This is a genomic window from Actinomadura darangshiensis (assembly GCF_004349235.1).
Taxonomy (GTDB): domain Bacteria; phylum Actinomycetota; class Actinomycetes; order Streptosporangiales; family Streptosporangiaceae; genus Spirillospora; species Spirillospora darangshiensis.
The window spans coordinates 1-18,092 of the sequence record NZ_SMKY01000185.1; the positions used below are offsets into that span (position 1 = coordinate 1).

Consider the following 18,092-nt stretch of genomic DNA (forward strand, 5'->3'; position numbering starts at 1 on the left):
GGATGAGGCAGACGATGTCGCTGCGGGCGGCGAGGGCCATCGCGGCGAGGTGGCCGGGGAGGACGACGGCGACCCGGCGGCCGAGGCCGTGGTCGGCGAGGGCGGCGTCGAGGGGGCCGGTGAACCGGCCGCGGCGGCTGACCGCGACATGCTCGGCGGCGGCGAGCCTGGCCGGGGTCAGCGTCCCTTCGGTGAGGGGGTGGCCGGGCCGGACGGCCGCCGCCATCCGGAGGGTGACCAGCTCCTCGACCTGGGTCTCGGGATCGACGTGGTCGATGGATCCGACCTCCAGGTCGATCCGGCCGTCGCGGAGGGCGGGCCCGGCCTCCAGGTCCTCGGCCCGGAACCGCAGCGAGACCCCCGGTGCCTCCTGGCGGGCCAGTCGCAGCAGCCCGGCGGTCAGTGCCGCGCCGACCAGGTCGGCGGCCTGGAGGGTGAAGGTGCTGCGCAGGGCGGCGGGGTCGACGCCGCTGCCCGGGCTGAGCAGTGCGCCGACGCGGCGGACCACCGTGGCGGCCTCGTCGCGCAGGGCCTGGGCGCGCGGAGTGGGGACCATGGTCTGCCCGGCGCGGACCAGGAGGGGGTCCTGGAGGACGCGGCGGAGCCGGGCGAGGGTCCGGCTCATGGCGGCGGGGGAGGTGTGCAGGCGGGCGGCGGCGCGGGTGACGCTCTGCTCGGCCAGCAGGGCGTCCAGCGCGACGACGAGATTGGCGTCGATCACGGGATCTGGGCTGTTCACCAGCATGAATCCATTTCAGACAATGATTGCGTGCTGAAGTTCCCATTGTGACAACACCGGCGGCCTCCGCAACGCGCTGCGGGAAACCGCGTCAGCCCTTGATCAGATCCTCGCTCAGTTTCCAGAGCCGCCCCGCCGAGACCGGGTCGACGGCGTGCGGCACGACCGTGGACACGACCTCCTGCTCGGTGCCGAAGACGATCGGGGCCGGGGTGCCGAGCGGTGAGATGTCGTTGTCCATCAGGTAGACGCCTCCGATGTCGGCGAGCAGGGGGCTGGTCGCCGCGAACACGCTGGTGGCGGCTCCCTGTTGCGGTGTCTTCTTCTCCTTCCCGGGGTCGATGACCGGCCGTCCGGAATCGTCGATCAGCCCCATGGCGCGCAGTTCGGCGTCGGACACCCCGGCTCCGTCCTCCCGCCGCGCGGGCCCCAGGTTCGTGACGACGACGATTCCGGGGTGGACGGCGTAGCCGCGGATCGCATCCCCGGCCCATCGGCGGTCCAGCTCGACGGCGAACAGCACGTTGGCCGTCTTGGACTGGCCGTAGGCGAGCAAGCCGTCGTAACCGGTGGTGAAGTGCGGATCGTCCCAGCGGATGTCGGAAAGGCGGTGACCGCCGGACGTCACGTTGACGACCCGGGCGCCGTGCGCGGCGCGCAACGCGGGCAGCAGGCCCAGCGTCAGCTGGAAATGGCCGAGGTGATTGGTCGCGAACTGCGCCTCGTAGCCGCGAGCGTCGCGAACCAGCGAGCCGCCCATGACGCCGGCGTTGTTGACCAGGATGTGGAGCGGACGCCCGGAGTCCAGATACCGGGCGGCGAAGGCGTCGACCGAGGCCGGGTCGAGGAGGTCCAGCCGTCCGACCTCGACGCGCTCGATCCCCGCCAGCGCGGGGGCGGCGCGGTCCGGGTCCCGCGAGCCGACCAGGACGGACGCGCCGGCCCGGCTGAGCGCACGGGTGGTCTCCAGGCCGAGGCCGACGTGGCCACCGGTGACGACGGCGTTCTTGCCCGACAGGTCGATGCCCTTGAGGACGTCGCCGGCCGTCGACGCCGCGGTGAACCCTGATCCGATGGGGTGCTGCTTCTGAGTCATGGCACCACTCTGCGCGCGAACGCCCGGACTCTGAATCATTGATCGTCCGCATTTCTTGCGCGATAGTACGGACATGGTCACCGATCAGTTGTCCGAGGTGCTCGATCTCATCGAGGTGCGCGGGCAGATGACGGGCGGGTTCGCCGCCGAGGGCCCCTGGGTGTCGCGCGGAGAGATCGACGCTCCGCTGAAGTTCGTCGCGATGGCGTCCGGACGGGCCCGGCTGAGCACCGACGCCGGCGGGCCGGTCGACCTCGAACCCGGTGACGTCGCCATCCTGAACAACCGGTCGTGGCTGGAGGTGACGGGCGGTGCCGGCGACGGTCCGCGCCGCGAGCTCCTGCCCGAGCCGGGGCTCCCCTCCCCGTCCCTCCGCGGTACCGGCGACGTCGTCATGGGCGGCCGCATCGATCTCAACCCGGCCGGTGAAGCACTGGTGCTGCAGGCGCTTCCCCCGGTGGGGCACGTCCGGGCGTCGGCCACCGCCGCGCCGGGCCTGCACGCCGCCCTCGGCAGGCTCCTCGACGAGGTGACCGCCGACCGGCTGGGCTCGGCGTTCGCGATCCGCCAGTACGCCCAGCTCCTGGTCCTCGAAGTGCTGCGCGCCTACATCGACCAGGCCGAACTGCCTCCGGGTCGGCTGAGAGCGCTGACCGACGAACGGCTGCGCCCGGCACTCGCCCTCATGCACGCCGACCCGGGCCGGCCCTGGGGCCTGGACGAACTCGCACGGGCCGCCGCCATGTCGCGAACCTCATTCGCCGAGCGCTTTCGCACCGTGGCGGGCATACCACCGCTGACCTACCTCGCCCGCTGGCGGATGCTGCTGGCACAGCGCGCTCTCCGCGACCGCGACGTCCGCGTCGGCTCACTGGCGACCCGACTGGGCTACGCCTCGGAGAGCGCGTTCAGCACCGCCTTCAAACGGGAGACCGGCGAGTCGCCCTCCCACTACCGACACCGCACACACGAGAGCCCAGGTCGGCGCTCATGGCCTGACCTGGGCTTGGGTGGTGGGCGATACTGGGATTGAACCAGTGGCCTCTACCGTGTCAAGGTAGCGCTCTCCCACTGAGCTAATCGCCCGTTCCGCACCCTCCGGGGGGAGGGACGGTGTTGAGGTGGAGACGGGATTTGAACCCGTGTACACGGCTTTGCAGGCCGTTGCCTCGCCTCTCGGCCACTCCACCAGAAGGAGACCTTCTGGATCACAGCCGGAAAGGCCCCTCAGAGCGGAAGACGGGATTTGAACCCGCGACCCTCACCTTGGCAAGGTGATGCTCTACCCCTGAGCCACTTCCGCGTGCGCCCTGCGGCGACGGGTGAAACATTAGCGTGTCCGGGACGGTTCCCCAAACCGGTTTCGCGGCGGGCCGCGGCGCGGATGCTTCGGCACTGGTCGAAGCGTGGGTCGCTTAGGGTCGGTGGCATGGGCTCCGAACAGGTCGTGAGTGTGGACTTCGCACCCGTCGCGGCGCTGCTGGCGGACCGCGCGCGGGCCGCGATGCTGACGGCGCTGCTGGACGGCCGGCCGCTGGCGGCGGGGGAGCTGGCCAGGACGGCGGGGGTGAGCGCGCAGACGGCGAGCGCGCATCTGGCGCGGCTGCTGGACGGCGGGTTCGTCACGGTCGTCAAGCAGGGCCGGCACCGGTACTACCGGCTGCGGGGGAGCGAGGTGGCGCAGGTGATCGAGGCGCTGTCGCGGATCAGCCCGGCGGTCGAGGTGCGGAGCCTGCGGCAGTCGCGGGACGCGCGGCGGCTGCACGAGGCGCGGACGTGCTACGACCATCTGGCCGGCATCGCCGGGGTGATGCTGTTCGCGGCGCTGGTGGACGGCGGCCTGATCGAGCCGGCCGGCGACGACGCCTACGAGGTGACGGAGAAGGGCGAGGATCGGCTGGGTGCGCTGGGCCTGGACCTGGACGCGCTGCGGAAGGCGCGGCGCAGGTTCGCCTGGCACTGCCTCGACTGGACGGAGCGGCGGCCGCATTTGAACGGGGCGCTCGGGTCCGCGCTGACGGACCGGATGATCGAGCTGGGCTGGTTCGAGCGCGGCACGACGCGCAGGGCGCTCGTCGTGACGGACGCGGGGCTGGCGGGCCTCGCGGATTCGTTCGGGTGCGTGCTGGGGTGAGTTTCGCCTACGCCGGGGGCCTGCTGGCGACCGGGCTCGCCGACGTGACGTCCGATCCGGGGGCGCTCGATTCGCGCGGCTGGTGGGCCCTGGTGGTGACCTACGAGGGGAAGGTCACCTGCGCCCGGTTCGAGACGGTGCGGCGGGCACCGCATCCGGACGGGGTGTGGCCCGGTGTGGGGGAGTGGACGAGTTCGCTGGACGAGACCGCCTACGTCGCGGGAGTCGAGCGCATCCGCGCCGCCATCGCGGACGGTCTCGTGTACCAGGCGAACCTCTGCCGCGTGCTGTCGGCGGAGCTGCCCGCAACCGCGGACATCGCCGGGCTGGGGGCGAGGCTCGCCCGGCGGATCCCGGCGCCGCACGCGATGACGCTCAAGCTGCCGGGCCTGGAGGTCGCCTCCGCTTCGCCCGAGCTGTACCTGAGCCGGGACGGGGACGTCGTCGAGTCGCGTCCGATCAAGGGGACCGCCCGCACGGCCGGGGAGCTGCTGCCCAAGGACCGCGCCGAGAACGTGATGATCGTCGATCTCGTCCGCAACGATCTGGGGCGGGTCGCCGAGGCCGGTTCGGTGCGCGTGCCGGGGCTGTGCGAGCCGGAGGGCTACGCCGGCCTGGTCCATCTCGTGTCGAGCGTCCGGGCCCGGATGGCGTCGGGCGGCTGGCCGGAGCTGCTCGCCGCGACGTTTCCTCCCGGTTCGGTGACGGGCGCCCCGAAGGCGAGTGCACTGAGCCTGCTCGAAGAGCTCGAACCCGTCCCCCGGGGGCCGTACTGTGGGGCCATCGGCTGGGTGGACGCGGACTCCCGGCGCGGCGCCCTGGCGGTGGGCATCCGGACCTTCTGGGCGGCGGACGGCCTGCTGCGGTTCGGTGCCGGCGCGGGCATCACGTGGGGGTCCGATCCACACCGCGAATGGCGCGAGACCGAGCTGAAGGCGGCTCGGCTTTTGGAGGTGGCTTCCGGTGACGGCGCAGGCCAGGATCTGGCTGAACGGGCAGCTCGTCGACCCTGAGCGGGCGACGGTGTCGGTCTTCGACCACGGCATGCTCGTCGGGGACGGGATCTTCGAGACGGTGAAGGCGGCGAACGGGGAGCCGTTCGCGTTGACCCGGCATCTGGCGCGACTGGCCCGCTCGGCGGCCGGCCTCGGCCTGCCCGAGCCCGACCAGGACGCCCTCGCCCAGGGCACCCTCGAAGTCCTCGCCGCCGCGCCGAAGTGGCCGCTGGCCCGCATCCGCATCACCTACACGAGCGGCCCCGGGCCGCTCGGCTCCAACCGCGGCGACGAGGGCCCGACCGTGTCGATCATCGTCGGGCCGCAGGCCCCGTTCCCGGCGACGGCGGACGTGACGGTCGTGCCGTGGCCGCGCAACGAGCGGGGCGCCGTCTCCGGCCTGAAGACGACGTCCTACGCGGAGAACGCCCTGGCCCTCGCCTACGCCAAGGAGCGCGGCGGCGGTGAGGCGATCTTCGGCAACACGGTGGGGAACCTGTGCGAGGGCACGGGCTCCAACATCTTCGTCGTGCTCGGCGGCCGGCTCGTGACGCCGCCGCTGTCGTCCGGCTGCCTGGCCGGGGTGACGCGCGCGCTCACGCTGGAGTGGTGCGGCGGCGAGGAGGAGGACCTCGCGCTGGACGACCTGTACCGGGCCGACGAGGCGTTCCTGACGTCCACGACGCGGGACGTCCAGCCGATCCGGGCCGTGGACGGGACGGTCCTCCCGGCCGCCCCCGGCCCGATCACCGCGAAGGCGGCGGAGGCGTTCGCGGCCCGGTCCGCGGAGTTGATGGACCCCTGACCCGGAGAAAATGATCTCCGGAGCCTTTACGTGATCGGTTTCTTCGGTCACGTTATGTGGTGACGCTTTGGAGGTCACCCATGGTCTTCTCCAGCAGGGACTTCTCCAGGAGGCGGTTCGGCGCGGCGGCCGCGCTGGCGATGGCGGGCGCGGTGCTCGCCGGATGCGGCGGCGGCGGATCCTCGACGGACCCCGACCGGGGCAAGGACGCCAAGAGCTTCTCCCTGACGATCACCCGCAACGCCATCGAGGGCGGCAAGAACACCGAAGAGGCCGAGTGGATCACCAAGACGGTGATCCCGAAGTTCGTCGCGGCGCAGAAGGCCAAGGGCGTCACCGCGAAGGTGACGTTCCGCGGGCAGGGCGTGGACGACGAGGCCTATAAGACGAAGCTGGCGCTCGACCTGAAGTCCCGGTCGGGTGCCGACATCATGGACATCGACGGCATCTGGGTCGGCGAGTTCGCCCAGGCCGGCTACATCAGTCCGCTGTCGGACGTGGTCGGCGCACCGGCGGACGCCTGGGACGGCTGGACCCAGATCCCCGGAGCGGTCCAGAAGCTGGCGATGTTCGAGGACAAGCGCTACGGCATCCCGCCCGGCACCGACGGCCGAGTCATCTTCTTCAACAAGAAGCTGTTCGCGCAGGCCGGGCTGCCCGCCGACTGGCAGCCGAAGAGCTGGCAGGACATCCTCACCGCGGGCCGCGCGCTGAAGAAGATCTCCGGCGTGACCCCGATCCAGCTCGACGCGGGCACCGCGATGGGCGAGGCGACCTCCATGCAGGGCGCACTGCCCCTCCTGGCCGGCGCCGGCGCCGAGATCTACGCGGACGGCAAGTGGACCGCCGGCGGCCCGGCCGTCAAGCAGGCCCTCGGCCTGTACGCGCAGATCTACGGCGGCGAGGGCCTCGGCGACCCCAAGCTCCAGCAGGAGGCCAAGGGGCGTGACAAGTCCTTCGAGGAGTTCGCCGCCGGCAAGATCGGGATCCTGTTCGAGGGCGACTACTTCTGGCGGGACGTCCTGAACCCCAAGACGGGCGTCGCGAAGATGAAGACCCGCGACCAGGACGTCGGCTACGCGCTGATCCCCGCGGTCGCGCAGGGCAAGGGCGTGCGCGGCCAGTCGTTCGTGAGCATGTCGGGCGGGCCGGTGAGCGTCCTCAACCCGAACACCAAGTACCCGCAGCAGGCGTTCGAGCTGCTGGCCTTCATGAACTCGCCGGAGATCGTCAAGGCGCGGACGGCGGGGCAGCCCGAGATCACATCCCGGACGGACGTGAACAAGGAGATCCTCGCGGGCGACCCGTTCCTGACGTTCGTGTCGGAGAAGGTCCTGCCCGTCACGTCCTACCGTCCGGGCCTCGGGGTGTACCCGCAGGTGTCGACGGCCTTGCAGGAGGCCACCGCCGCCGTGGTGTCGGGCAAGAGCGCGGACCAGGCCGCCGCCGAGTACACCAAGAAGCTCGAAGGGGTCGTCGGTGGCGCCGCCCACGTCACCCCGCGCTGACGCCCTGCCGACGGCCGCGCCGTCCCACGGGCGGGACGACGCGGCCGGGCTCGGCCGCGCCCGCGCCGCCGCCTTCGTCGCGCCCGCCCTGGTGCTCATCGCGGTGTTTTTGGTGTTCCCCGCGCTCTGGACGCTGTACCTGGGCACGACCGACTACCGGCTCACCGGCATCGCGGCCAGCGAGCCGAAGGTCGTCGGCGTGGACAACTACCGGAACGTGCTCGGCGACGGGGACTTCCGCCGGTCGCTGTGGCTGACGCTCCAGTTCGTCCTCGGGTCGGCGGTGATCGGGCAGACCGTCCTGGGCTTCGCGATCGCGTGGGTGATGCGCGACCGGACCGGCCTGGTCAGGCGGCTGGTCGAGGGCCTGGTGCTGCTCGCCTGGATCCTGCCGGGCTCGGTCATCGCGTTCCTGTGGATCGCCCTGCTGGACCGCGACGGCGGCACCCTCAACGCGCTCCTCGGCACGCCGGGCACGGCCTGGCTGCTCGACCATCCGATGGCGTCCATCATCGTGTTCAACGTCTGGCACGGCACCGCGTTCTCGATGATGCTCTACGGCGCGGCGATCGGGAACGTTCCACCGTCGCATCTGGAGACGGCGCGGCTCGCGGGCGCCTCGACCTGGCAGACGCTGCGGGACGCGGTGTTCCCGCGCATCCGCGGGCACGTCCTGACGAGCCTGCTGCTGGTCAGCCTGTGGACGTTCAACGACTTCACCCCGTTCCTGATCACCGCCGGCGGCCCGGACGGGCGCTCGGAGATCATGTCGGTGTACGTGTACCGGACGGCGCTCGGCGACGGCCGGCTCGGCTTCGGCGCCGCGATCTCGCTGATCATGATCCTCATCAACCTGGTGATCGCGCTGATCTACCTGCGCGCGCTGCGGGAGCGTGGCGCCCGCAAGGCCCGCGAGCCGAAGGGGGCGGCCGCATGAACGAGACCGTCCGGGAGCTGCTGCGCAAGATCGGGCTGGCGACGTTCGTCTCGGCCGTCCTCGGCTTCTTCGCGCTGCCGCTGCTTTGGCTGGCGTTCACGCCGTTCGATGCGAATCCGGGCATCGCGGTGTCGCTGCCCGACTTCACCCTGCACAACTTCCAGGTCCTGCTGGACAACCCGTACGCGCTCGCCTCGCTGCGCAACTCGGTACTGCTCGCCGCGGGGACGGCCGCGCTCGTCGTCACGGCCGCCTCGCTGGCGGCGTACGCGCTGAGCCGCGTCCGGGTGCCGGGACGGGACGTGCTGCTCTACGTCCTGCTCCTGCTGTCGTCCATCATCACCGGGACGGCGGCGATGGTGCCGATCTTCCTGCTGGCCTTCAACCTGCACCTGATCGACTCCCGGCTCGGGGTGATCCTCGTGCTCACCGGCGGGCTGCTGCCGGCGTCGATCTTCCTGCTGAAGGACTTCACCGACGCGACGCCCACGTCCTACGAGGAGGCGGCGCGGGTGTTCGGGGCGTCGCCGCTGCAGATCCTGCGGCACGTGGTCGTCCCGGTCATCAGGCCGGGCCTGGCGACCGTGGCGGTGTGGACGGTCGCGCAGGTGTGGGGCGACTTCCTGATGCCGTTCCTGCTGCTGCGCAATCCGGACAAGGCCCCCGCCTCGGTGATCATGTACACGTTCTACACCGAGGGCGGCCAGCCGGACCTGCCCCTGATCTCCACGTTCTCGCTGCTGTACTCCCTGCCGGTCGTGCTCATGTACCTGTTCGTCAGCCGCCGGTACGGGTTCCGCTTCCACGGAGGGATCAAGCGCTGATGGCGTCCATCACGATTCGGGAGCTGACGAAGGTCTACCCGGGCGGCGTCCGGGCCCTGGACGCGCTCGACCTCGACGTCGCGATGGGCGAGTTCTTCGCGCTGCTCGGCCCGTCCGGCTGCGGGAAGACGACGCTGCTGCGCACGGTCGCGGGCCTGGAGACGGCCACCGCGGGGACGATCGCGCTCGGCGACCGCGACGTGACGCGGCTCCAGCCGGGGCGGCGCGACGTCGGCATGGTGTTCCAGGACTACGCGCTGTTCCCGCACATGACCGTCCTGGACAACATCGCCTACCCGCTGCGCATCAAGAAGGAGAGCCGCTCCGTCCGGCATGCGCGGGCGGCGGAGGCCGTCCAGGAACTCGGGCTCAAGGGGCTGGAGCAGCGGCGCCCCGGGGAGCTGTCGGGCGGGCAGCAGCAGCGGGTCGCCCTGGCCCGCGCGGTCGTCGCGAACCCGCGGATCTTCCTGCTGGACGAGCCGCTGTCCAACCTGGACGCCCGGCTCCGCCTGGAGGCCCGCACGTTCCTCAAGGAGTTCCAGCACCGCGTGGGCGTCACGACCGTATTCGTCACGCACGACCAGGCGGAGGCGCTGGCCCTCGCCGACCGGATCGCGGTCATGGAGGCGGGACGGATCCGGCAGATCGGGACGCCGACCGAGGTGTTCCGGCGGCCGGCCAACCTGTTCGTCGCCTCGTTCATCGGCTCGACGCCCATGAACCTGCTCGCCGGGACCGTCCAGAGCGGGACCGTCGTGGTCGCCGGGACATCGCTGCCCGTCCCGGACGAGGCACGCGGCCGGGTACAGGACGGGCAGGAGGTCGTGTGCGGGGTACGTCCCGAATACATGGATTTCGGTACCGAACCCGTGGACGGCGCGTTCGCCGGGCGGGTGTCCGTCGTGGAGAACCTCGGCGGCTCGTCCCTAGTGACCCTCGACGTGGACGGCGAATCCGTGCGCGTCGTGGTGGGGGAGGGCTTCGAGGTGGACTCCGGTGCCGAGGGATGGGCGCTGCCCCGTCCGGGGCGCGTCCTGCTCTACCGCGACGGCGAGCTGGTGACGGGCAGCGGCGGCGAGACCGGCCGGACGGCCTCGCCGCTGGCGAAGAACGGGGGGCGTGGATGACCGTGCACACCGGACGCTGGAGCCTGGAAGACCGCCTCGAACAAGGGCTCCGCGAACTTCCCTTCGAGGTGCCGCCCGGCACGGCGTCCATCACGGTCGAACTCTCCTACGACGGCGGTGTCATCGACCTGGGCTGCCATGGGCCGGACGGGTTCCGAGGCTGGTCCGGTGGGGCGCGACTCCAGTACACCGTGGGCGCCGAATGGGCCACACCCGGATACCTCCCAGGGGAGCTTGAACCGGGCACATGGCACGTCTGGCTCCGGCTCCACCGCATTCCGCCGGACGGTGTCCCCTATGAGGTCACCGTGACCACCTCTGGGTCGTCCCCACAGCGCCCGGACGAATCACTGCCTCCACGGCCGGAACGTCCGCCCACCCGAGACCTGCCCGCACCGGACGGGATGCGGTGGCTCGCGGGCGACCTGCACTCGCATACCGTCCACAGCGACGGGACGCTCACCGTCCACGAACTGGCGTGCCTCGCCGCGTCCCGGGGACTGGACTACCTGGCGGTGACCGACCACAACACCGTCAGCCACCACCCCGAACTGCCCGCCGCCGGCGGGCACGCCGGGATCCTGCTGCTGCCCGGCCAGGAGGTCACCACCGACCTCGGACACGCGAACGTGTTCGGCGACACCGGCTGGGTCGACTTCCGGCGACCGAGCGCCGACTGGGCCGCGTTCGCCGACGCGCGCGGCGGGCTCATGTCGATCAACCATCCGCTGAGCGGCGACTGCGCCTGGCGCCTCCCGCTGCCCGCCGACCACCGGCCGCGCTTCGCCGAGATCTGGCACTCCTCCTGGTGGGACCGGCGGTGGGGCGCCCCGCTGGCCTGGGCGGACGTGTGGCGGCCCGGCGGCGTCGTCCCGCTCGGCGGCAGCGACTTCCACGACCCGGCGCAGGAGAAGAGCCTCGGCGAGCCCGTCACGTGGGTCCTGACCGAGGGCGACGACGTGCTGGGCGGGCTCGCGGCCGGGCGGACGTCCGTCTCCGCGGGCGTCGGCGCGCCCGTCCTGCTGCGCGTCGGCGACGAGCTGATCGCGCTCGGCGCCGACGGGACCGTGCTCGTCCGTCCCGACGGGCGGCGCACCGCCGTCCGCGGCGACCGCGTCCTGGCACCGGCCGGCCATCCGGGCACGCACCGCCTGGAAACCCACGAGAACGAGGTGATCGCACTGTGCGGCTAGAGAACACTGTGCGGCTAGAGAACACCGGGCGGCTAGAGGACTCCCGGTGGGCGGCGGGTTCGGAGATCGTCGTCGTCCCCCACACGCACTGGGACCGCGAGTGGTACCTGCCGTTCCAGCGCTTCCGGCTCCGCCTCGTCTCGCTGCTCGACGGCGTCCTCGCCGGGATGGAGGCCGATTCCCGCTGGCACTTCACGCTGGACGGGCAGATGGCGGCGGTCGACGACTACCTGGAGATCCGCCCCGAACGGCGGGAGCAGGTGGAGGCGCTCGTCCGCGAGGGGCGGCTCGCCGTCGGGCCCTGGCAGATCCTGCACGACGAGTTCCTGTGCTCGGGGGAGAACATCGTCCGGAACCTGGAGCTCGGCATCCGGCGCGCGGAGGAGCTGGGCGCCGCGATGATGGTCGGCTACCTGCCCGACCAGTTCGGGCACTGCGCGCAGACGCCGCAGATCCTCCGGCTCGCCGGGATCGAGCACGCGTGCGTCTGGCGCGGCGTCCCGGACCGGGTCCGGACCCGCGCGTTCGCCTGGGAGGCGCCGGACGGGACGGCGGTCCGCACCCAGTACCTCCCGGAGGGCGGCTACGGCAACGCCGCCTCGATGTTCGAGGAGTTCGGGACCGGCGCGTCGCCGCTGACCGGCCGCGCCGCCGGCTTCGCCGAGTCGATGGGCCGCTGGTACCCGGACGGCGGCGCGCTCCTGGCCATGTACGGCGCCGACCACACCGCGCCGGCCGCCGACCTCGCCGACCGGGTCGCGTCCGCGGGACTCGGGATGCGGCTGGACACCCTCGCCGGCTACTTCGCGGGGGAGGAGCCGTCCGTGGACGGCCTGCCGCGGATCCGGGGCGAGCTGCGGTCGCACGCCCGCGCCAACATCCTGCCCGGCGTGCTCTCCGCCCGCGTCCGGCTGAAGCAGATGATGGGACGCGCCGAGCGGCTCGTGGAGCGGTACGCCGAGCCGCTGACCGCGCTCTGGTACTCGGGCGACGCGCAGCGGTTCCTCGACCTGGCGTGGCGGCGCCTCATCGAGGTGAGCTGCCACGACTCGGTCACCGGCTGCGGCAGCGACGAGACCGCCGAGCAGGTCGCGGCGCACATGGCGGAGGCGGAGCAGCTCGGGCGCGCCGTCTGCGACCTCGTCACCGCCGAACGCGCCGCTCTGGTGCCGCTCGGCTCGCACCTGGTGTTCAACCCGAGCCCGGCCGCGCGGACGGGGCTCGTCACGCTGGACGTTCCGTCCGACGGGGAACCCGGGCTGGTGACGGGGGACGGGCGACCGGTGCCCGTCCAGACGCTCGAGGTCGCGCCCACCGTGCTGGACGACGGTGTCCACCCGGCCTCCGAGCTGCCCATCCTGCTGGAGCGGGTGTACGGGCGGGTGCTGTTCGGGCAGGAGATCCGGGACTGGTCCGTGTCGCGGGAGGAGCGCACGCTCACCTTCCACGTCACGTCGCGCGCCGACGTCCCGTTCGACATCGGCGACGTCCGGGAGGCTCTGCGGGACGCGGACGGGGAATGGCGCGTCCGCATCCTGGCCGATCCGCGCCGGACGGTCGCCGCGCTGGTCGACGTGCCCGCGCTGGGATTGACGACCGTCCGGCCCGTTCCAGCGTCCGGTGCCACGGAAGGGCCGGTGACGGGTGACGGGAGCGTCCTCGACAACGGGCTTCTGCGCGCCGAGGTCCGCGACGACGGGACCTTGCAGCTGCGCACCCCGTCCGGCCATGTCGTCGAGGGCGTCGGACGGATCGTGGACGGCGGCGACCTGGGCGACTCCTACAACTACGCGCCGCCCGCCGAGGACCGGATCGTCGGGGACCCGCTGACGGTGGGCGTCACCCCGCTCTCGGACGGGCCGCTCGTCGCCGCGCTCGACATCGTCCGGACGTACCGGTGGCCCGCCTCCGGGGACGTCCAGGGCGACGCCCGGTCCGGGTCCGAGGAGGACGTGACCGTCACCACCCGCGCTGAACTGCGCGCCGGCGAGCCGTTCCTCCGGCTGCGCGTCACGTTCGACAACCGCTGCGACGACCACCGGGTCCGGCTGCACATGTCGCTGCCGCGCCAGGCGGACACGTCCTTCGCCGAGGGGCAGTTCGCGATCATCGAGCGGGGGCTGACGGCCGAGGGCGGCTTCGGGGAACGTCCCGTGCCGACCTACCCGGCGTCCGGGTTCGTCGGCGCGGGCGGGCTGGCCGTCCTGCTGGAGCACGTCACCGAGTACGAGGTCACGGCCGGCGGGCGCGAGCTGGCGCTCACCCTGCTGCGCTCGATCGGCTACCTGTCCCGGGACCGCAACGCCTACCGCGACCAGCCCGCCGGGCCGCAGCTCCCGACGCCGCAGGCGCAGTGCCGGGGCGAGCGGACGGCCGGCCTGGCGATCATGCCCTACGACGGCGAACTCCCCGGAGCCGACGTCCTCCAGGCGGCCGAGGCGTACCGGCACGACCTCCTCACCGCCGCCGGCTACGGGCACGCCTCCGCGCCTGTCCCGGCCTCCCGCGCGGGCGTCTCGATCACGGGCGACGGCGTGGCCATGACCTCGCTCCGGTCCCGCGACGGCTGGATCGAGGCCCGGATGGTCGCCCAGTGCGCGGAGCCCGCCACGGCCGTCCTGCAGGGGGGCTTCACCGAGGCGACCCGCGTCGACCTGCGCGGGCGTCCCGGGCTCCCGCTCGACGTGCACGACGGGACGGCCACCCTGGCGCTGCGGCCCTGGGAGATCGCGACGGTGCGGCTGAGGACGCCCTAGCGGGCCGCCTCGGCCGTCCCGGCCGCGCGGACACGGGCGGGCGCGGCGGTCTCCACCGGATGCGCGGCGGCCGCCGCCATCGCCGCGCCCGCGATGCCCGCGTTGTTCACCAGCCGCGCCGGGACGATCTCCGCCCGGACGCCCTTGATCAGCGGCAGGAAGTGCTCCGACTTCCGGCTCACCCCGCCGCCGACGATGATCAGCGAGGGGGAGATCAGCGCCTCCAGATGCGCCAGGTACTCGCTCAGCCGCTTGGCCCACTTCGCCCAGCTGAGGTCCTCCTCGGTGCGCGCCTTCGCGGACGCGCGCAGCTCGGCGTCCTTGCCGTTGACCTGGATGTGCCCGAACTCGGTGTTCGGGACGAGGACGCCGTCGGTGAACAGCGCGCTGCCGATGCCCGTCCCCAGCGTGAGCAGGACGACGGTGCCGCGCCGGTCGCGTCCCGCGCCGAGCCGCATCTCCGCGACGCCCGCCGCGTCCGCGTCGTTGAGCAGCGTGATCTCCCGGCCGGTCACGTCCGCGATCAGGGACGCCGCGTCCAGCCCGAGCCAGTGCTTGGAGACGTTCGCCGCCGACAGCGCCACGCCGTCGATCACCACGCCGGGATAGGTGACGCCCACCGGGCCGTCCCAGCCGAAATGGTCGACGACCTCGGCGAGGACCTTCGCGACCGGCTTCGGCCTGGCCGGCCGCGGCGTGTCGATCCGGAAGCGCTCCCGGGTGAACGAGCCGTCCGTCAGGTCGACCGGCGCCCCCTTGATCCCCGAGCCGCCGATGTCGATCCCCAGCATCTCCCTGGCCATGCCCTCACTGTGCCCGATCTTCACCGGTCCTAAGAGCTCTCCATGAGCTGCAATCCGACCACGCCGGCGACGATGAGGGCGAGGAAGGCGAGCCGCCCCGGCGACGCGCTCTCGCCGAACGCGATCATGCCGACGAGCGCGACGCCGATCGCGCCCAGCCCGACGAACACGGCGTAGGCCGTCCCGACCGGCAGGGTCCGCAGCGACAGCGACAGCACGACGACGCTCAGCACCGCCACCGTGAGCCCGATGACGGACGGCCAGAGCCTCGTCAGGCCGTCCGACTCCTTCAGCGCCGTCGCCCACACCAGCTCCATCAGCCCGGCGGCCACCAGGTAGACCCACGCCATAACGCCCCCTCAACCGGAAATCCCTCCGGTTGAGATTAACCGGAGAAGTTTCCGGTTACAAGCACGTAACCGGAGGGCTCTCCGGTAATCTTCCGGTCGAAGGGGGTGGGAGATGCGGGAACTGCCGGTCGCAGGGCGTCCGCCCGCCGAGCGCGCGGACGCCGCCCGCAACCGCCGCCGCATCCTCGCGGCCGCCGCGGCGGTGATCGCCGAGCGGGGCGCGGACGGCCTCTCCATGGACGAGGTCGCGCGGCGGGCCGGGGTCGGCGTCGGCACCGTCTACCGCCGCTTCGGCGACCGCGCCCGCCTCGCCTACGCCGTGGTCGACGACCGCGAACGCGGCTTCCAGGCCGCCTTCCTGCACGGACCCCCGCCACTAGGCCCCGGCGCGTCCCCGTCCGAACGCCTCCGCGCGTTCCTGCACGCCCTCGCCGACCGCACCGACGCGCAGGCCGAACTACTGGTCATGGCCGAGGCCGACCCGCCCGACGCCCGCTTCCGGGACGGCTCGTACGGCCTCTACCACCTGCACCTGGCCATGCTCGTCGGGCAGGTCCGCCCCGCCGCCGACGCCGCGTACCTGGCCGACGCGCTCCTGGCGCCGCTCGCCGCGAACCTGATCCTGCACCAGCGCCGCACACGCGGAATGCCGGTCGAGCGGATCAAGGCCGGCCTGGACACGCTGGCCGAGGGCCTGCTGCGGACCCCCGCCGATCCGGATTGATCCGCCGAAAAGGTTTATCGGGACCGGGACGGCCCGTCAGACTGGGGGAGTGAATGACTTCGATCTCCTCGTGCTCGGATCGGGACCCGGCGGGCAGCGCGCGGCCATCGCCGCCGCCAAGCTGGGCCGCAAGGTCGGCATCGTGGACCGCCGCGACATGATCGGCGGCGTCTGCATCAACACCGGGACGATCCCGTCCAAGACCATGCGCGAGGCCGTGCTGTACCTGACCGGCCTCAACCAGCGCGAGCTCTACGGGCAGAGCTACCGGGTCAAGGACGACATCACCGTCGCCGACCTCGGGATGCGGACCCAGCACGTCATCGGCAGGGAGACCGACGTCATCCGCAGCCAGCTCGCCCGCAACCACGTCACCGTGCTGTCCGGCACCGGGCGCTTCCTGGAGCCCAACACGATCGGCATCTCCGGCACCGGCGACCGCGAGCAGAAGGTCACCGCCGAGCGCATCGTGATCGCCACGGGCACCACCCCGGCGCGTCCCGACACCGTCGACTTCGACGACCGGACGATCATCGACTCCGACGGCATCATCCACATGGACCGCATCCCGGAGACCATGGTCGTCGTCGGCGCCGGCGTGATCGGCATCGAGTACGCCTCGATGTTCGCCGCGCTCGGCACCAAGGTCACCGTCGTCGAGCGGCGTGAGCGGATGCTGGACTTCTGCGACCTGGAGATCGTCGAGGCGCTCAAGTACCACCTGCGCGACCTGGCCGTCACGTTCCGGTTCCGGGAGAGCGTCGCGTCCGTCGAACGGATGGAGCGCGGCGCGATCACCGTCCTGGAGAGCGGCAAGCGCATCCCCGCCGACACCGTCATGTACTCGGCCGGGCGGCAGGGCATGACCGGCGACCTCTGCCTGGACGCCGCGGGCCTCACCGCCGACCACCGCGGCCGGATCAAGGTGGACGAGAACTACCGCACCGGGGTCCCGCACGTCTACGCGGTCGGGGACGTGATCGGCTTCCCGTCCCTCGCGGCCACCTCGATGGAGCAGGGCCGGCTCGCCGCCCACCACGCCTGCGGCGAGCCGGTCGCGGAGATCCACGAGACCCAGCCGATCGGGATCTACACCATCCCCGAGATCAGCTTCGTCGGCCGGACCGAGGACGCCCTCACCGAGGCGAAGGTCCCCTTCGAAGTGGGGGTGTCCCGCTACCGCGAGCTGGCCCGCGGCCAGATCATCGGAGACTCCTACGGAATGCTGAAACTGCTGGTCTCCTCAGAAGACCGGCGCCTCCTGGGCGTCCACGTCTTCGGCACGGGAGCCACCGAACTGGTCCACATCGGCCAGACGGTCATGGGCTGCGGCGGCACCGTCGACTACCTGGTCAACGCCGTCTTCAACTACCCCACCCTGGCCGAGTCCTACAAGGTCGCGGCCCTGGACGCGATGAACAAGATGCGCCACATAGCCCGCCTGTCGGGCTAGGACGGCCAGAGCAGGTTCTCCAGCTCCGCGTCGATGTCGATGAACTCGGTCTCCTCTCCTGCGGGCACGGCCTGGTAGGTCCGGTGCAGGAAGTCGGCCAGCGGCGAGAGCGGCACCTCGAACAACGCGTCGCCGAATGGCGACGACAGGGCGATGTTGAGCGAGCCGTCATCGTCGGCCGGCCAGACCTCGACGTCCCCGTCCCCGACCTTCCGCACGATGCCGACCGTGAGGAGCTCCCTAGCGAAGATCCACTCCACCGGCTCGTCGTCGCCCACGTAGAAGGCCATCCGGATCGCGTACGGGTCGTCGGCCGCGTACTCCAGCCCCGCGAGCAGAGGAACGGTCGTGCGGTCGGGGACGACGAGACGAAGGCCCAGCTCTGCTGAGACGGTGGTACTGCTGTTCATGGCCATTCCCTCTTACGTCGGTCCCGCGGACTCGCGGGGACTCCGGTGAGTGGTTCTCCCTCTCACGGACATCCCCGCGATCTATGACGCCTAACTGCCTGAACTCGGCCGAACATTCCGGGGCCCCCGGCGTTTGTGATCCATCTCACCGTAGCAAAACCTGCGTCTGACCTGGGCAAAAGCGGATCTTTCGCAACTTTCCTACGGCCCCCACCGCCTGCCCCGCAGGCCCTTGGCC

Annotated in this window: 17 protein-coding genes and 3 tRNA genes; 12 read left to right on the forward strand and 8 right to left on the reverse strand. The window is 71.9% G+C overall.

The genetic code is table 11. From position 1 onward, the window contains the following. Both E1293_RS31000 and E1293_RS31005 read right to left on the reverse strand, forming a co-directional pair. A partial coding sequence (locus tag E1293_RS31000) for a LysR family transcriptional regulator (protein ID WP_165978468.1) occupies positions 1-745 on the reverse strand: 745 nt, incomplete at its 3' end. A gap of 85 nt (positions 746-830) precedes the next feature. Beyond that, positions 831-1,835, reverse strand: coding sequence for an SDR family NAD(P)-dependent oxidoreductase (locus E1293_RS31005; RefSeq protein ID WP_132201034.1), 1,005 nt, complete (start codon positions 1,833-1,835; stop codon positions 831-833). Between the two features lie 73 nt (positions 1,836-1,908). Between E1293_RS31005 and E1293_RS31010 the strand changes: the two genes are divergently transcribed. Further along, positions 1,909-2,868 carry an AraC family transcriptional regulator gene (locus E1293_RS31010; protein WP_132201035.1) on the forward strand — a complete coding sequence of 320 codons (960 nt, stop codon included), beginning with the start codon at positions 1,909-1,911 and terminating at the stop codon, positions 2,866-2,868. Here E1293_RS31010 and E1293_RS31015 read toward each other — a convergent pair. From E1293_RS31015 to E1293_RS31025, 3 genes are all read right to left on the reverse strand, one after another. Beyond that, positions 2,847-2,921: transfer RNA gene (locus tag E1293_RS31015), tRNA-Val, on the reverse strand. The two genes, E1293_RS31010 and E1293_RS31015, sit on opposite strands and share 22 nt — an antisense overlap. A gap of 33 nt (positions 2,922-2,954) precedes the next feature. Next, positions 2,955-3,025 (reverse strand) — tRNA-Cys (locus E1293_RS31020). A gap of 41 nt (positions 3,026-3,066) precedes the next feature. Further along, positions 3,067-3,138: transfer RNA gene (locus tag E1293_RS31025), tRNA-Gly, on the reverse strand. Positions 3,139-3,264: 126 nt separating this feature from the next. Here E1293_RS31025 and E1293_RS31030 point away from each other — a divergent pair. The 9 genes from E1293_RS31030 (at position 3,265) to E1293_RS31070 (ending at position 14,114) form a co-directional block, all read left to right on the forward strand. Continuing rightward, a complete protein-coding gene (locus E1293_RS31030) occupies positions 3,265-3,969 on the forward strand; it encodes an ArsR/SmtB family transcription factor (RefSeq protein ID WP_165978469.1) in 705 nt (234 codons plus the stop codon). Then, positions 3,966-4,982, forward strand: coding sequence for a chorismate-binding protein (locus E1293_RS31035; RefSeq protein WP_243716814.1), 1,017 nt, complete (start codon positions 3,966-3,968; stop codon positions 4,980-4,982). Before E1293_RS31030 ends, E1293_RS31035 begins: the two co-directional genes overlap by 4 nt. Then, the gene (locus tag E1293_RS31040) at positions 4,933-5,769 is read left to right on the forward strand and encodes an aminotransferase class IV (protein WP_243716816.1); all 837 of its coding nucleotides are present in this window, start codon (positions 4,933-4,935) and stop codon (positions 5,767-5,769) included. The genes E1293_RS31035 and E1293_RS31040 overlap by 50 nt, the downstream gene beginning before the upstream one ends. 80 nt (positions 5,770-5,849) lie before the next feature. Further along, positions 5,850-7,277, forward strand: coding sequence for an extracellular solute-binding protein (locus tag E1293_RS31045; protein ID WP_243716817.1), 1,428 nt, complete (start codon positions 5,850-5,852; stop codon positions 7,275-7,277). Continuing rightward, complete coding sequence (locus E1293_RS31050; RefSeq protein WP_132201038.1) at positions 7,249-8,214, forward strand: carbohydrate ABC transporter permease; 966 nt, start codon at positions 7,249-7,251, stop codon at positions 8,212-8,214. The genes E1293_RS31045 and E1293_RS31050 overlap by 29 nt, the downstream gene beginning before the upstream one ends. Continuing rightward, positions 8,211-9,038 (forward strand): carbohydrate ABC transporter permease, encoded by an 828-nt coding sequence (locus E1293_RS31055; RefSeq protein WP_132201039.1) that lies wholly within the window; start codon positions 8,211-8,213, stop codon positions 9,036-9,038. The genes E1293_RS31050 and E1293_RS31055 overlap by 4 nt, the downstream gene beginning before the upstream one ends. After that, positions 9,038-10,165, forward strand: coding sequence for an ABC transporter ATP-binding protein (locus E1293_RS31060; RefSeq protein WP_132201040.1), 1,128 nt, complete (start codon positions 9,038-9,040; stop codon positions 10,163-10,165). Before E1293_RS31055 ends, E1293_RS31060 begins: the two co-directional genes overlap by 1 nt. Further along, on the forward strand, positions 10,162-11,358 hold the full coding sequence (locus E1293_RS31065) for a CehA/McbA family metallohydrolase (RefSeq protein WP_132201041.1): 1,197 nt from the start codon (positions 10,162-10,164) through the stop codon (positions 11,356-11,358). The genes E1293_RS31060 and E1293_RS31065 overlap by 4 nt, the downstream gene beginning before the upstream one ends. Positions 11,359-11,366: 8 nt before the next feature. Continuing rightward, positions 11,367-14,114, forward strand: coding sequence for a glycoside hydrolase family 38 N-terminal domain-containing protein (locus E1293_RS31070; protein ID WP_132201050.1), 2,748 nt, complete (start codon positions 11,367-11,369; stop codon positions 14,112-14,114). Here the strand turns inward: E1293_RS31070 and ppgK are convergent. Next, positions 14,111-14,917, reverse strand: a complete 807-nt coding sequence (gene ppgK, locus E1293_RS31075; protein WP_132201042.1) for a polyphosphate--glucose phosphotransferase — start codon at positions 14,915-14,917, stop codon at positions 14,111-14,113. The two genes, E1293_RS31070 and ppgK, sit on opposite strands and share 4 nt — an antisense overlap. Positions 14,918-14,946: 29 nt before the next feature. Further along, entirely contained in the window at positions 14,947-15,267 is a 321-nt protein-coding gene (locus tag E1293_RS31080; RefSeq protein WP_132201043.1) for a DMT family transporter, read from the reverse strand. 112 nt (positions 15,268-15,379) lie between these two features. Between E1293_RS31080 and E1293_RS31085 the strand changes: the two genes are divergently transcribed. Together E1293_RS31085 and sthA are read left to right on the forward strand one after the other, a co-directional pair. After that, a complete protein-coding gene (locus E1293_RS31085; RefSeq protein WP_132201044.1) occupies positions 15,380-15,991 on the forward strand; it encodes a TetR/AcrR family transcriptional regulator in 612 nt (203 codons plus the stop codon). 49 nt (positions 15,992-16,040) lie between these two features. Then, the gene (gene sthA, locus E1293_RS31090) at positions 16,041-17,444 is read left to right on the forward strand and encodes a Si-specific NAD(P)(+) transhydrogenase (protein ID WP_132201045.1); all 1,404 of its coding nucleotides are present in this window, start codon (positions 16,041-16,043) and stop codon (positions 17,442-17,444) included. Here the strand turns inward: sthA and E1293_RS31095 are convergent. After that, a complete protein-coding gene (locus E1293_RS31095; protein WP_132201046.1) occupies positions 17,441-17,854 on the reverse strand; it encodes an SsgA family sporulation/cell division regulator in 414 nt (137 codons plus the stop codon). The two genes, sthA and E1293_RS31095, sit on opposite strands and share 4 nt — an antisense overlap. Positions 17,855-18,092 lie beyond the last annotated feature (238 nt).